Raw genomic sequence first — 13,585 nt, forward strand, 5'->3', positions numbered from 1 at the left:
CAACCAGCACGGCCTGTACTTCACTCATGCGGAGAAGTTGAACCAGGATTTGCTGGCGTTCCTGGGCCACCGGCCGGTTTAGGGTCGACGGCCAGTTGATCTTCCACCGGTGCATCGGCCTTCCCGGCGGCCGCCTTCAGCGAGCCGTCGGCAGGCGGCGTTGAAGGCGGTTCTTCCTTCGCTGAGTCCTTCGTTGCAGCCTTGGGGGCGTCATTCGCTGCACCGTTCGATTCGAATTTGGCCGGTACGCTCTCCGGGTCCCACGTCAGCAAATGCCGCTGCGGGTTGGCGATTTCGATGCCGCGCGCGCTGAACTGGTCGACAATGCGCCGGTTGAATTCGCGCTGCACTCCCCAGCGCGCGCTGTCGCGGCATTGGATCTGGCCGGCCAGCGTCACCGCCGAGCCATCCACCCCATCCACGCCCCAGAAGCTGAAGTCGGACAGAATGCCGTCCTTGAATTTCTCATCCTCGCGCAGCGCGGCGCCGATCTCCTTCAGCGTGTCGATCGCCAGATCGACGTCCTCGCCAAACACGATATTCACCTTCACCGCCGCATTGCCGAGTCCGCGATTGGTGTTGTTCACCGTCGAGACCGAACTGAACGGCACGGTGTAGAGCGACCCGTCGCCGCCGCGCAAGCGCACGGTGCGGATCGACAGATATTCGACCGTACCGGACACGCTCGCGAGCGTGACCCAGTCGCCGACCTGCATGGCGTTTTCCATCAACAGGAACATGCCGGTGATGAAATCCTGCACCAGCTTTTGCGACCCGAAGCCGAGCGCCACGCCGAAGATACTCGCGCCCGCCAGCAGCGGCCCGATGTTCACGCCGAGTTCGCTCAGGCCGGTGAGCACCACCACCAGCGCGATCACGCAGAAGAGCACGCTGCGCAGCATCGGCAGCAGTGTACGCAGACGCGCGGCGCGCACCAGGTCACCGCTGGCGGTCCAGCGGTCCAGCCGCTTTTCGATCGCCACGTTGGCACTTTCCCACACCACTAGCGCGATCACGGCAGCGACACCGATCGTGACCAGCGCCGAAGCCAGCCGATGGCCGATCGTGCCGGCCTGGAACAGCTCGCCCACGTCGACGCCCCATACCTGCAGCAGCGCGAGCGCAGTGACGATGCCGATGATCCACGCGACGACTCGCCGCAGCAGCGGGTAATAGCGGTAGGCGTGCTGTTGCACGAGCGACTTCTCCGCGTCGCCCTGTACATGGAATAGCCGAGCCATGGCGCCGAAAATCACGATCGCGATGACCCTCGCGCCCACCAGGATTGCCAGCGTAATGCCGCCGAGATGCAGCAGGGTGTGATAGCCGTTCTGCACGTCGAGCGCCCAGATGAACCATAGTGCCATCACCATGAACACCGCGAACCACGCCCATGCGTCGGCGAGCGCATTGCCGAACATTTCCAGCGATTTGCGCGCGGCGAAGCGCTTGCGGATCAATTCGCCGACCGGCTTCGCGCATTGCAGGATCAGGATCGAAATCATGATGTGGCCGGCGAGCGCGACCACCTTCAACAGCGCGAGATGCGCCGCGTCGTTCAGGCCGAGTGCCTGCGCGATCTCCGCGATCGCCGAACCTGCGCCGACCACGGCGACGATCCGCACGATCCAGTGCTGCACGAAGACGGCCCACGCATCGCCCATGCGCAACAGACGCAGGCGCGGCGCGGTGGGCTGCAGGAAGAAGCCGCTGCCTATCACGATCAGGCGGCACAGCACGTAGATGTCGATCAGCGAATCGAGCGCGCGGTCTTGCGGCGTGCCGTCGCCGGTGACGATCGACATCAGCGCGCTGGCCGCGGCGACGAACACTGCCAGCGGCAACAGGCGCAGCACCACCGTCAGCAGCGAGCGCGGCAGACGCTGCAGGAGCGTCAAGTGATGCACGGCCTTCTGCTTGCCTTTGGCTTCGGTGATTTTGCCGGTGGCGGGCGTGGGCGTCGTTGCGGACGCGCCGGGCAGGTCGGCTTGCGGCGCAGCGTTGTCTTCGCCACGTTCGCGACGCGCGGCGAGGGCCGCATACGCGCGGCGCAACACGCGGCGCGCGAGCCATTCGAGCCCGAGCGCGGGCAGCAGCGCCGCCAGCAGCGACCAGACGACATGACCCAGCACGCTACGCGCTTGCGGGTTGGTCGATTGCAAATGCCACCAGGCACGCACCGACGCTACGTCGAGCAGCGCGGCGACCGAACGGCGTAATGACGTGCCGAGATGCACGGCCCAATGCGCGCCCTGACGCGCCAGTTGCGAGGCGAGGCCATTGGACTGGAATGCGCCTGGAACGACCGCGGCGGCGCTGCTGGCGGCCGGGGGGGCCGAAGCCGCCGCCGCCGCTGAGGCGGGCGGAGCGCTGAGTGCGCCCGCTGCGGCGATCGCCTGGAGCGTGTCGCTGACTTGCGCGCGGCGTGTGGGGTCATTGAGGACGCTGAGGGCCTGGCGGGCCTGTTCGGGCGTCAGGGCGATCGCCGCGCCGGATGCCGCGGATACGGCGGCGGGTTGCGCTACGGCGGCAAAGACCGGCGCGGCGCTCAGGATGAGAAAAACGAGAAACCAGGCGTGAAGTATTTTGCGCATAAGGTGTAAAACAGGGTACCGGGTGCGGACGGTGGTGCCGGGACAGATAGGTCGATTCGGCGGCGAGATCTCCGAACCGACACGGGTTTGGCCTTACAAGTTCCACCCGTGGCGGCTTTCGGTGGTCACCCAAGGGTTCGGCCAGCCGGTTCGAATTGTCATGTCAGGTAGCAAAAAACTTGCCCGACGATGCCTATTCCGTTGCGTCCACCGCGCCCATCGCCGGCACCCCAAGCGTGCCTTCAACTACCTCGGTGAAGGTGCGCTCCTCGCGCAGAATGAAGCGCTTGGTCTGTGCGAACTGGAAATTTTCGCGCGCTTCGGCGTCGCCTCGCAGCCTCGCCCGATAGGCTTCGTATGCGGCGAGGCTATCGAACGCAATCAAGCCCCAGGCGATGTCGTTGGTCCCTTCGTGGGGCAGAAAGTAGCCGATCAGATGACCGCCGCAGCGGGGGATGATGCGGCCCCAGTTGCGAGCGTAGTCGTTGAAGGCATCGCGCTGGAATGGGTCGATCTGATAACGGATAAAGCAGGTAATCGTCATGTGCAGGCTCCCGATCGGGTAGTGGTGGTCTGAGGTACCTGAGTACCAGTATGGTGACCTGTTGACCGCGACGTTTCACTGTTTTCTGAACTGTTGATGAGATAGTCCTGCCTCTCTAGGGCTCGCGTCGCGAGCGGATCGTCACAGCCGCCAGCGCCGCGCCGGCTAGCGCACAAAGCGCCGACACCAGCGCCACCGCCCGCAGCGCCGCACCCAAAGCCTCGGCTTGGGCCTGAGTCACTTCGGCATGCGAAGCGCTTTGCGCGGCGCCGGATGGCGCGGAGGCCGCATCCATACCGGCTTGTGCCAGACGCGCCACCTGACGTGCCTCTTGAGGGATATTCAACGCATCGAGCCGCGCGTCGAGCGCCGCGTCGTGCGACCACACGAACACGATGCCGAGCACCGCAATCGCCAGCAGACTCGCCACCCTGGCGACGGCATTATTGATGCCCGAGGCGACGCCCGTACGCGCGGCGGATACCGACGTCATTACGGTCGTCGTCAACGGTGCGACGGTAATCGTCATGCCGAGTCCGAGCACGACAAGCGCTGGAAAGAAGCCGCGCCAATATTCACCGTGTACCCAGGGCAGCGCGAGCATCGCAAAGCCAAGCGCCGCGATCACCGGCCCGATGCTCAGCAGGGTCCGCGCGCCATAACGGCCCGTCAGGCCGCCGGTGAAACGCGACAACAGGCCGATCGTGACCGGCACCGGCAGCAGCGCGGCGCCTGCCTCGGTCGCGCTATAGCCATACGCGCGGATCAGCGTGAACGGCAGGAAGAACAGTGCGCCGCCCAGCCCAAAGTAGAGCAGCAGCGTAACGAGGTTCGCGCCGACGAAGTCGCGCGAACGGAATACGTCGAGCGGCATCATCGGATTGCGGGCCTTTGCTTCGAGCGCGACGAAGCCGGTCAGCACGAGCAGGCCGCCGAGGATCAAAGCCAGCACCCAGCGGTCGCCGAAGCCGCGCGCCGACGCGATGGTCAGGCCGTAGGTCAACGCGGCAAGCCCCGCGGCCGCTGTGACGGCGCCCGGCCAGTCGAGCCTGGGCAGCGCGTGCCCCTTGAGCGCAGGGTCTGGGCCGGATGGATCGTCTTCCTGCCGGCTATCCGGCACGGCGATGACCGCCAGCGCGATGGTTGCGCACGCAATCGGTACGTTCAGAAAGAAAATCGCCCGCCACGAAAACGCATCGACAAGCCAGCCGCCCGCCACCGGCCCGACCGCCGAGGTGATCGCGCCGACGCCGGCCCAGGTGCCGATCGCCTGGCCACGCTCCTTGTCGTCGAACACCGCACCGATGATGGCGAGACTGCTCGGCACCAGCAGCGCCGCGCCGATGCCTTGCACGGCGCGCGCCGCAATCAGGGCGCCGACGCCTGGTGCCAGGCCGCAGCCGATCGAGGCCAGCGTGAACAAGCCGATTCCCGCGATAAATACGGTGCGCCGGCCGAGCTGGTCGCCGAGCGAGCCGCCCACCAGCACCAGCGCGCCGAGAAACAGCAGATACGCGTTGACCACCCACTGGATCGCGGCGACGCTCGCGCCCAGTTCGGTCTGGATCGACGGCAGCGCGACGTTGACCACGGAGCCGTCGATGAACGCCATGCTCGAGCCGAGGATGGTCGCGGCGAGCGCGAGCCTTTTGCGCCGGCACGGGCGATCGAAGCTAAGGGGCTGAGCGTGGATGGCGAGCGTGTCGCACGGACTCGCCTGGGCGGGGAGGACGGAGGAGGGGCGGCGCACGAGCGCCGGAGCGTGCTGATCGGCCACTTCCACTCCCGGGTGGATGAACGGCTTTCAGAATAGCAACGCCAACGGGGATCCGATAGGCCGTTACGACGTCCGGCGCGCCGGACCGCAGCACCCGATGCGGCAATATTTGCGGAAGTTCGCCGGCTTAGGCGGCCTGTGAGATCAAACCAGCGACGGCGCCTGCCGCTCCGCTTCTTCGTCCGCATCCGTGCCGCCGTTGGCGCTCGACGCGCGCCCGGCCGCCGGTTCCTGATGCAGCCGGTTCGCATGCATCAGGCGATACAGCGTGGCGCGCGAAATGCCGAGCTCGGCTGCGGCCTCGGACAATTTGTAGCCGTGCCGCTGTAACGCGTGCTCGATGGCGTCCTTTTCGGCCTTGCTGCGGATCTCCGCCAGCGTCACGGCCGGCCCGTTGTCGGCTTCCGGCAAGCCGAGGTCGCTCGCCGTGATAAAGCGCCCCTCGCTCATCACCACGGCACGGCGGACGCAGTTGATCAGCTCGCGCACGTTGCCCGGCCACGAATAGTTCGACATGGCGACAATCGCGTCGCTCGACAGCCCGCGCAATTTGCGCGCGCCATCCTGCCGGTACATGCTGAGCGCATAGTTGGCGAGCAGCTTGATGTCGCCGCCGCGCTCGCGCAACGGCGGCTCGACGAGCCGCAGCACGCACAGGCGGTGATACAGGTCGGCGCGGAAGCGGCCGTCTTCGACGGCTTTGTCCAGATCGACGTGGGTCGCCGAAATCACCCGTACGTCGACGTTGATCGACCCACTGCCGCCCAGCCGTTCGATGGTGCCTTCCTGCAGGAAGCGCAGCAGCACCGCCTGGCACTCGTGCGGCATGTCGCCGATTTCATCCAGAAAGAGGGTGCCCTCGTTAGCGCTTTCGATCCGGCCGATCTTGCGTTGCAACGCGCCCGTAAAGGCGCCGCGCTCGTGGCCGAACAACTCGGCTTGCAGCAGGCTCGGCGGAATTGCCGCGCAATTGATCGCGACGAACGCCCGGCCGGCGCGCGGCGAGCGCTCATGAATCGCACGGGCGGTCAGTTCCTTGCCAGTGCCCGATTCGCCGGCGACGAAGACCGGCGCCTCGGTCACGCCGCATTTGTCGATGCGCCGGTACAACTGCTGCATGGCCTCGCATTGCCCAACCATACCGTGCTGGCCGAGCGAGGGTTCCGGTGCGACTGGCGGGTGCCGCAGGCTCGACAGCCCGTGTGCGTGGCCGAGCGCGAATACCAGCCGCTCGTTCAGCCACGGCCGCGTAACGAAATCGAAGCAATAGTCGAGGATGAAGCGGCTGACCAGTTCGTTTTCCGACTGGCCCGGCGCGATCTGCGCGACCCAATTGGTTTCGACGCGCCGCATGCAGGAGGCTAGCGCGGACAAATGGCGGGATGTGCAGTCACTGGGTAGTTCGACGAGGCCGACCTTGATATTGCCGCGCTCGATCATGCGTTCAGCGATCGCCGTGCTCTTGGCATGCACCGCTTGCCAGCCCGATGCGGCGAGGAAACGGGTGAGATCCTGATCGGGCGAGTTCGACACGTATAGAACGGTGCGTTCGGTGTCGACAGGCGTGTAAGTGGTATTCATGTAACCCCCGGATCGTTGCTGCTCTCAGAACTGCTGTTCGACGAACTGGACAGACCGGTAATGACACATTCACGGCAGCGGCAATGGCGGGGGCATGGAGCGGCGGTGTGAGCCGCGAGGTGCTGCACTTCGGACAGGCAGCAGAACAGCGTTCAACGCTGAAACCGCCTGGCTATTTCATCCCCGAATCACAAAAGCCGTTTCTTACCTCGGTGGTCTGACACGAGCGCTCTACGTGGCGCATTGCTTAACGATAAGCGAAAGCGCTTTCGAGCGCCATACAAACAAATCTGGATTCAGAAACGTTTTTCTCGTCGCGACGTGTCAGCCTGCCGTTCAAAAATAGCCGGTCAACCCCGGCTGGGTGCGGTATGCCACACGGCGTTGCCGGCCGCATTGCGGTAATCGGGTGACGGATACCGCGCCGTCGAATCGCCGTGTCTCACGCTTGCGACATATTGGGCAACTGCTGCGAAAGCTGCTTCGTGGCCCGAAGCATCGGCATATTTGACCGGGCCACGCCGCAAAGTGCGGCCGGACGTGGTCCGATCAGGCGTGCACCCAATCGTGCAAACGCATAGATCCTTCCGCAATGCCTTAGAGGGTGAACCCACCGCGTGTCGAATTCGAATCAAGTGTGACATGAGGCAGGATCCGGCGCGGTACGTTGCAGCGAAAATCACCTTGCAGCAAGGGATTGAAGGTGCATGGCACGGCCATTGCATTAGGAGCTTCAAAAGCGAATGCGTTGCCGCCTGGTTCCTGAGGCACGGGGAAGCAGCAGCCGGAGCCCGGCGGCAAACATGGTCTTCGTAAGCGCGGCCGGGGAAGCCAATGTGTCTTACGGGGGTGCGGCGGGGCCACTGAAAAACGGATGTCAAAAAAAACGGAACGAATGACCGATACGAAGCATCGGTCATTCGTCACCGGACGACGTGAAGCACTGACCTCGCCACTTTTTCCGTCAAATTGGGCGGACTCGAAGTCGACGGCAGAAATGGATGGCAATAACGACAGGCACCGCGTTCGAGCAATTCGCGAGCGCGCGACGCACAGAACAGGGAAGGGGCAGCGCACGGTCGGGACCGGCCGGCGCGACGAAGCGGGGAGGAATGGCCTGAGTCTCCATAGAGGGACACACTACGAGGTGAACCGGGCGCCGTGCCCGCGCACTAACGCGGGCACGGCTCACCTGGATGCGGCCTTGAAATGACTCATCATTTGGGGGTTGTCATGAAAACGATCAGCAAGCCAGTCGCATTGCGGCTGGACCACCACACCACGGCACACGGCGCCGGTCTCACCTATCAACGTCACTTTGCGCGGCAGCGACCCTTGTTCGCCGCGCCGTCGGCTGATCTGCTCACGCTGGTGATCGCCGAGGCGATGAAACGCAAGGCTCAGGCGGAGATTCAACGCGACGTGTTGCGCGAGACGATCTATGAGATCCCGGTTTCGCCCGAACGAGGCCGCGATCGGACTGCGGACATCTACCGATCCGATCCCGACGAATACACCTGAACGTCGACTGTTATTGACGCGGCCTTTCCTACTGGAAGGCTTCAGTCCGGCGGAGACGCGACATGATCGACATATTCCTGATTTCGTCCAGCGCGGAGCGCGCGCCGCATATCGTCGCGCGCCTCGAAGAAAGCGGCGTGGTGTATCGCCTGCGCACCGCTTACGGCACGGTGCGGCAACTGCGCATGCATGCCCGCGCAATCCGGCGTGCCGATCTGCTGATCGTCGACGATGTCGATCTGAGCGCACGCGAACTGGGCGGCATCGAGGAGGCTCTGGCCTGCTCGCCTGCCTTGCATTGCATGCTGGTCACGCCGACACCGTCCAATGCCTTGCTGACCGCGGCGATGCGCGTCGGCGTGCGGCACGTGCTGTCGTGGCCGCTGGATGCGTATGAGATCGCGGCCGCGCTCACGCATATCGCCACGAAGAAAAGTGCGGCCGTGCGCCGTGATGGGCGGGTCGTCTCGCTGGCATCGTGCAAGGGCGGCAGCGGCACGACGCTGATCGCCGTGAATCTCGCCTGGTCGCTGGCCGCGCTGCATACCAGGCGCGTGCTGCTGATCGATCTCAGCCAGCAATTCGCCGACGCGAGCCTACTCATGGCCGACGAGCCGCCCCCCGCGACGCTCGCCGATCTGTGCTCGCAGATTGATCGACTCGACGCCGCTTTGCTGGACTCCTGCGTGATGCACGTCCACGCGAACCTCGACGTGCTGGCGGGGGCCGGCGACCCGCTCAAGGCAGCCGAGATACTGCCCGGGCAACTGGCGCAAATCCTCACGCTGGCGCGCGAACGGTACGACGCAGTGCTGATCGACATCGGCCAAAGCCTCAATCCGCTGACGATCCATGCACTCGATCGCAGCGATGCAATCTGCATGGTGGTGCGGCAAAACCCGCTTTACCTGCACGGCGGCCGGCGGATGCTCGATATTTTCAAGGAACTGGGCTATCCGCCCAGCAAAGTGCGGCTCGTGGTGAATCAATACGACAAGAACGCGTGCATCAACCTGCCGAAGCTCGAACAGACCCTCGGCGCGAAGGTCGCGCACCAGCTTCCGCGTGACGAAAAGCAGGTCAACGAGGCGCTCAACCGCGGCGTGCCGCTCGTCACCTCCGCCCGCGACAGCGCGCTGGCGCACGGCATCTGCCTGCTCGCCGACATGCTGTGGCCGGCGGGCATCGCCGAGCCCCGCAAAGGGATGTTCGGCCGTCTGTTTGCTACGCGGCCGAACGTGCCGCGGCAACTGAAGCCGGGGCACTGAGCCAATCCGATCGCCGAGAGTCGCGCGCCGGAATTGAATTCGGGCGCGCGTGGCATGATATGGACATCCGGCTGGTGTGGCTGCTACGCTGCGACACTGACGGATTGGAATCCTTCATGCAGCGGGCTCGAAAAATAATTCGCATATCGAAATGAGTATGCCATGACAAAGACCACATCCTCGCGGGAATTCGATAGTGAGGGCCGTCTCCCGGATGCCGCGATCGGCGAACCGGCGGGCGCGGCGCCCCGCGCCGACGGTAGCGACGGTGGAGACAACGCGATGCCGGCTGGCGGCATGCGCGAGGCGTCCGTCGAAATCCTCGCACGCGTCGCCGCGGGGCTCATGTTGAGCATCTTTACTTACGCGGCGGTCAAGCAATGGCTCGCGGCGCCCACACGCGTCACCTTGTTGCTGCTCGTGGTGAGCGCGTTCATGACCTTGGGCCTGGCGTTATTTTCGCGGGTGCCCATCAAACGTGACTGGACACCTTTTGCTTTCATCTGCTCGGTGGGCGGGACGTTCTATTTTCTAGCCGTGCGGCTTTCGCCCGGAGCCCAGCTCATTCCAGAACTGGCCGGCGCGTCGTTGCAGCTGCTGGGGATTTTCTGGCAACTGTTCGCGAAGGTGTCGCTGCGAAGGTCCTTCGGTATTTTGCCCGCCAATCGCGGAGTGGTTTCTCGCGGGGCTTACCAGTTCGTGCGCCACCCTATGTACCTGGGGTATTTCCTTACGGACCTCGGTTTTTTGCTGGCGAACTTCGGGATTCAGAACGTGATTGTTTACGGATGCCAGTTTGCGTTGCAGGTTGGGCGCATTGTGCGGGAGGAGCGGCTCCTGTCCGATGACGAGCGGTATCGGGCTTACAGGGGTAAGGTGCGGTTCCGGGTGATTCCGGGCGTGTTTTGAGGGTGTATGGTGTCGAAGTAAGCGGCAATAAACGGCAAGATCGCCAGCCCGCCTGATTACCCTTGAGAGAGCCGCACGAGCGCAGCATCATCCATGCAAAACGATATAAACCCGTTTAACGACATGGCGTCGATCCTGTCCAATCCGATCCTCAACACGGATTCGTACAAGGCGTCGCACTATCTGCAATATCCGCCCGAAGCGTCGGCGATGTTTTCATACATCGAGTCGCGCGGCGGACGCTATGACCGCACGCTGTTCTTCGGCCTTCAGATGCTGATCAAGGAGTATCTGTGCCGCCCCATTGCCGCTGAGATGATCGACCAGGCGAAGGCGTTTTTCACGGCGCATGGCGAACCGTTCAACGAAGCGGGCTGGCGTTACATCGTCGAGCACTATGACGGCTATCTGCCGGTGCGGATTCGCGCGGTGCCGGAGGGCTCGGTCGTGCCCACGCACAACGTACTGGTCACGGTCGAATGCGACGATCCACAGGTGTTCTGGCTGGCCTCGTATCTGGAAACGATGCTGATGCGCGTGTGGTATCCGATTACGGTCGCGACGCAAAGCTGGCATCTGCGCAAAACGATCCGCGCCTATCTGGAGAAGAGTAGCGACGACCTCACGCAACTACCGTTCAAGCTGCACGATTTCGGTGCGCGCGGCGTGTCGAGTGCGGAGTCGGCGGCGATCGGCGGCTCGGCGCATCTTGTCAGTTTCATGGGCTCGGATACGGTGCTCGGCGTAGTTGCCGCAAACCACTACTACAACGAACCGATGGCGGCGTTTTCCGTGCCGGCCGCGGAGCACAGCACGATCACGTCCTGGGGACGCGAGCGTGAAGCCGACGCGTTCCGCAACATGATCGCGAAGTTCGGCAAGCCGGGGGCGATCGTTTCGGTGGTGTCCGATTCCTACGACCTGTTTGCCGCGCTCAAGGTATGGGGCACCGAGTTGAAGCAGGCGGTGCTCGATTCTGGCGGCACGCTGGTGATCCGGCCTGATTCCGGCGATCCGCTGACAATTGTTCTGCAGACCATGCGGGCGCTCGAGGCGTCGTTCGGTTCGACGGTGAACGGCAAGGGGCGGCGCGTACTCAATAAGGTGCGCGTGATTCAGGGCGACGGCGTGAATCCGGATTCGATCGAGGCAATCCTTGCGGGCATGGATGAGGCCGGCTTTGCAGCGGACAACATTGTCTTCGGCATGGGCGGTGCGTTGCTGCAGCAGATCAACCGCGATACGCAGCGCTTCGCCATGAAGTGTTCGGCCATCCGGCTCGGGGATGAATGGCACGACGTTCACAAGGACCCGGTCACGGATGCCGGCAAGCGGTCGATGAAAGGGCGGCTTACGTTGCTGGTGAATCGTCACACAGGCGAGTATCGGACAGTGACGCTGCCGGTGGTGTGGGATGACCGCACCGTTGAAGAGGATTGGCACGAGGCGCTCGTCACTGTTTTTGAATCTGGAAAATTGCTCGTGGATATGGCGTTTGCCGAAGTCAGGGAGCGGGCTCACGCGGGTGAGGGTTAGGCGGGTGTCAGCTCACATTCCAGACCGACACGCCGGAACCATCAACATCAATCCGGCAAGGGCTTCCTTCCCGCAGCAGGCTATCTTCATTCGCGATATCGAACCGCACCCCCGCGATATTCAGGCGGACATACCGCTCACCGCGCCGTAACTCGACCGCTTCGACCACGCCGGCATAAGTGCCATCGGGCGAAATAACCACGGCTTGGGAAGATATGCGCCACATCACCCGTTGCCCGGCGGGAATGGCCAAGCCGCAATCGCCCGTTGCGATCGCCAACCCATTGCCAATCTCGACTTGACCAGACGCCGTCATCAAACCTTCGCCGACGTTGTGCAAGCCGAGTAGCTCGGCAACCCGCATTGAAGCGGGTCGTTCGAATACCCTATCGATGGACCCCGCCTGCAGTACTCGCCCCTGTTCGACAACCAGGACCTCGTCCGCGAGCAGCGCCGCCTCGTCGGGATCGTGCGTGACGATGATCGTCACGGCCGCAATCTCTCGCTGCAACGCGCGCAGCGACTGCTGCAAACGACGCCGCCGCGGCGTATCGAGCGCTGCGAACGGCTCATCGAACAGCAGCAATTCGCTATGACGCGTGAGCGCTCGCGCCAGCGCCACACGTTGCCGCTGACCGAACGACAATTGATGCGGCAAGCGCCCGATCAATTGCGCCAAGCCGAGATGATCGAGCCAGTAACGTGCGCTGGCTGCGTCGGCGTCGACGGGAAACGCGAGTTGCTGCGCGACCGTCATATGCGGAAACAAACCGTAGTCTTGCGGCATATAGCCGATCTGGCGGCGCTCGGGCGGCAGTGGGCTCAAGTCAGTTGCGCCGAGCCGGACGGAACAGGATGCGTTGGATTCGAGCCCTGCAATCAGACGCAATGCCAGGGATTTGCCGGAGCCCGACGGACCGATGATCGCAAGCCGCCGCGTCGCCGGCGTCCACGCTATGTCGAGCTCGAACGCGCCCAATCGGCGCTGCAAATGAAAGGCGAGACGACGATTGGAGGTCTCGCCCCGGCTCGCCGTTAGGTCCGTGCCGGGCTCCAGTGCGTCGTCGCCGTTTTCGGTTTGTTCGAGCGCGGTTTTCTGCCGAAGGCTATAAATCGACAGCGCCGCGCAGACAATCGCAATCGCGAGCGTCGGCAGAAGCAGGGGCATCATCGCCGGCAGGCCCTGGCCACCGAATACGACGTACGTGTACACCGGCAGCGAATACGGGTGATAGGCCACCATCACTGTCGCGCCGAATTCGCCGAAGGCGCGCAACCACGCGAGCGCGAGCCCCGCGCGAATCGCCGGCCACGCGACCGGCAACATCACGCGGAAGAAGCGGCTGCTTGCATGGTGACCGAGCGTCGCGGCCACGTCGTCGAGCACGGGGTCCACGGCGGCGAACGCCGATTTCGCAGCGATGATCAGGAAGGGCGCAGCCACGAAGATTTCCGCGAGCACGATGCCGGCAAACGAATCCGTCAGCGCCCCGCTAGTGAAACGGCCAACCCAGCTATACGGGCCGAGCAGAAACAGCAGCAGCACGCCGCTCGTGAGTGGCGGCAAGGCAAGCGGCAACTGCACAACGAAGCCGAGCAGCGCCATCTTGCGCGAGTTCGAACGCGCCAGAAAATAGCCGAGCGGCACGCCGCCCAGCAGAATCACGAACGAGGCCACGCTGGCGCTTGCCGCCGATACGCCGACCGCCGACCACACCGCCCGCCAGTCGACGTTCGGCCAGTCGGCCGCGCCGAGTTGCGGCACGCTCGCGATAAACGGGGCGCACAGATAGACGGCAAGCAGCGCCGCCAGCCACAGTAGCGGTCGCGCGGCGGAACGGTTCACCGCCTGTTT

Annotated in this window: 9 protein-coding genes; 4 read left to right on the forward strand and 5 right to left on the reverse strand. The window is 64.0% G+C overall.

What is annotated here, in order from left to right:
• Positions 1 to 20: 20 nt before the first annotated feature.
• From GNZ13_RS22340 to GNZ13_RS22355, 4 genes are all read right to left on the reverse strand, one after another.
• Positions 21 to 2,594: a mechanosensitive ion channel family protein gene (locus GNZ13_RS22340; RefSeq protein WP_172168127.1), complete on the reverse strand. Its 2,574-nt coding sequence runs from the start codon at positions 2,592 to 2,594 to the stop codon at positions 21 to 23.
• Positions 2,595 to 2,787: 193 nt separating this feature from the next.
• Complete coding sequence (locus tag GNZ13_RS22345; RefSeq protein ID WP_172168130.1) at positions 2,788 to 3,138, reverse strand: NIPSNAP family protein; 351 nt, start codon at positions 3,136 to 3,138, stop codon at positions 2,788 to 2,790.
• Between the two features lie 115 nt (positions 3,139 to 3,253).
• Positions 3,254 to 4,915 carry an MFS transporter gene (locus tag GNZ13_RS22350; RefSeq protein WP_172168132.1) on the reverse strand — a complete coding sequence of 554 codons (1,662 nt, stop codon included), beginning with the start codon at positions 4,913 to 4,915 and terminating at the stop codon, positions 3,254 to 3,256.
• A 144-nt stretch (positions 4,916 to 5,059) separates the two neighbouring features.
• Positions 5,060 to 6,496: a sigma-54-dependent transcriptional regulator gene (locus GNZ13_RS22355; RefSeq protein ID WP_172168134.1), complete on the reverse strand. Its 1,437-nt coding sequence runs from the start codon at positions 6,494 to 6,496 to the stop codon at positions 5,060 to 5,062.
• A gap of 1,233 nt (positions 6,497 to 7,729) precedes the next feature.
• Between GNZ13_RS22355 and GNZ13_RS22360 the strand changes: the two genes are divergently transcribed.
• The 4 genes from GNZ13_RS22360 (at position 7,730) to GNZ13_RS22375 (ending at position 11,730) form a co-directional block, all read left to right on the forward strand.
• Positions 7,730 to 8,017 carry a hypothetical protein gene (locus GNZ13_RS22360; protein WP_236002128.1) on the forward strand — a complete coding sequence of 96 codons (288 nt, stop codon included), beginning with the start codon at positions 7,730 to 7,732 and terminating at the stop codon, positions 8,015 to 8,017.
• A 62-nt stretch (positions 8,018 to 8,079) separates the two neighbouring features.
• On the forward strand, positions 8,080 to 9,285 hold the full coding sequence (locus GNZ13_RS22365) for an AAA family ATPase (RefSeq protein WP_172168138.1): 1,206 nt from the start codon (positions 8,080 to 8,082) through the stop codon (positions 9,283 to 9,285).
• A 162-nt stretch (positions 9,286 to 9,447) separates the two neighbouring features.
• Positions 9,448 to 10,194, forward strand: coding sequence for a methyltransferase family protein (locus GNZ13_RS22370; RefSeq protein WP_407945653.1), 747 nt, complete (start codon positions 9,448 to 9,450; stop codon positions 10,192 to 10,194).
• Between the two features lie 93 nt (positions 10,195 to 10,287).
• The gene (locus GNZ13_RS22375; RefSeq protein ID WP_172168140.1) at positions 10,288 to 11,730 is read left to right on the forward strand and encodes a nicotinate phosphoribosyltransferase; all 1,443 of its coding nucleotides are present in this window, start codon (positions 10,288 to 10,290) and stop codon (positions 11,728 to 11,730) included.
• A gap of 7 nt (positions 11,731 to 11,737) precedes the next feature.
• Here the strand turns inward: GNZ13_RS22375 and GNZ13_RS22380 are convergent, their stop codons facing one another.
• On the reverse strand, positions 11,738 to 13,576 hold the full coding sequence (locus GNZ13_RS22380; protein ID WP_172168143.1) for an ABC transporter ATP-binding protein/permease: 1,839 nt from the start codon (positions 13,574 to 13,576) through the stop codon (positions 11,738 to 11,740).
• Positions 13,577 to 13,585: the final 9 nt, after the last annotated feature.

The organism is Paraburkholderia elongata, assembly GCF_013177735.1.
Classification (GTDB): domain Bacteria; phylum Pseudomonadota; class Gammaproteobacteria; order Burkholderiales; family Burkholderiaceae; genus Paraburkholderia; species Paraburkholderia elongata.

Coding starts and splice junctions, on each gene's coding strand:
- GNZ13_RS22340 (WP_172168127.1), bottom strand. CDS start 2,594: ATGCGCAAAATACTTCACGCCTGGTTTCTCGTTTTTCTCATCCTGAGC.
- GNZ13_RS22345 (WP_172168130.1), bottom strand. CDS start 3,138: ATGACGATTACCTGCTTTATCCGTTATCAGATCGACCCATTCCAGCGC.
- GNZ13_RS22355 (WP_172168134.1), bottom strand. CDS start 6,496: ATGAATACCACTTACACGCCTGTCGACACCGAACGCACCGTTCTATAC.
- GNZ13_RS22360 (WP_236002128.1), top strand. CDS start 7,730: ATGAAAACGATCAGCAAGCCAGTCGCATTGCGGCTGGACCACCACACC.
- GNZ13_RS22365 (WP_172168138.1), top strand. CDS start 8,080: ATGATCGACATATTCCTGATTTCGTCCAGCGCGGAGCGCGCGCCGCAT.
- GNZ13_RS22370 (WP_407945653.1), top strand. CDS start 9,448: ATGACAAAGACCACATCCTCGCGGGAATTCGATAGTGAGGGCCGTCTC.
- GNZ13_RS22375 (WP_172168140.1), top strand. CDS start 10,288: ATGCAAAACGATATAAACCCGTTTAACGACATGGCGTCGATCCTGTCC.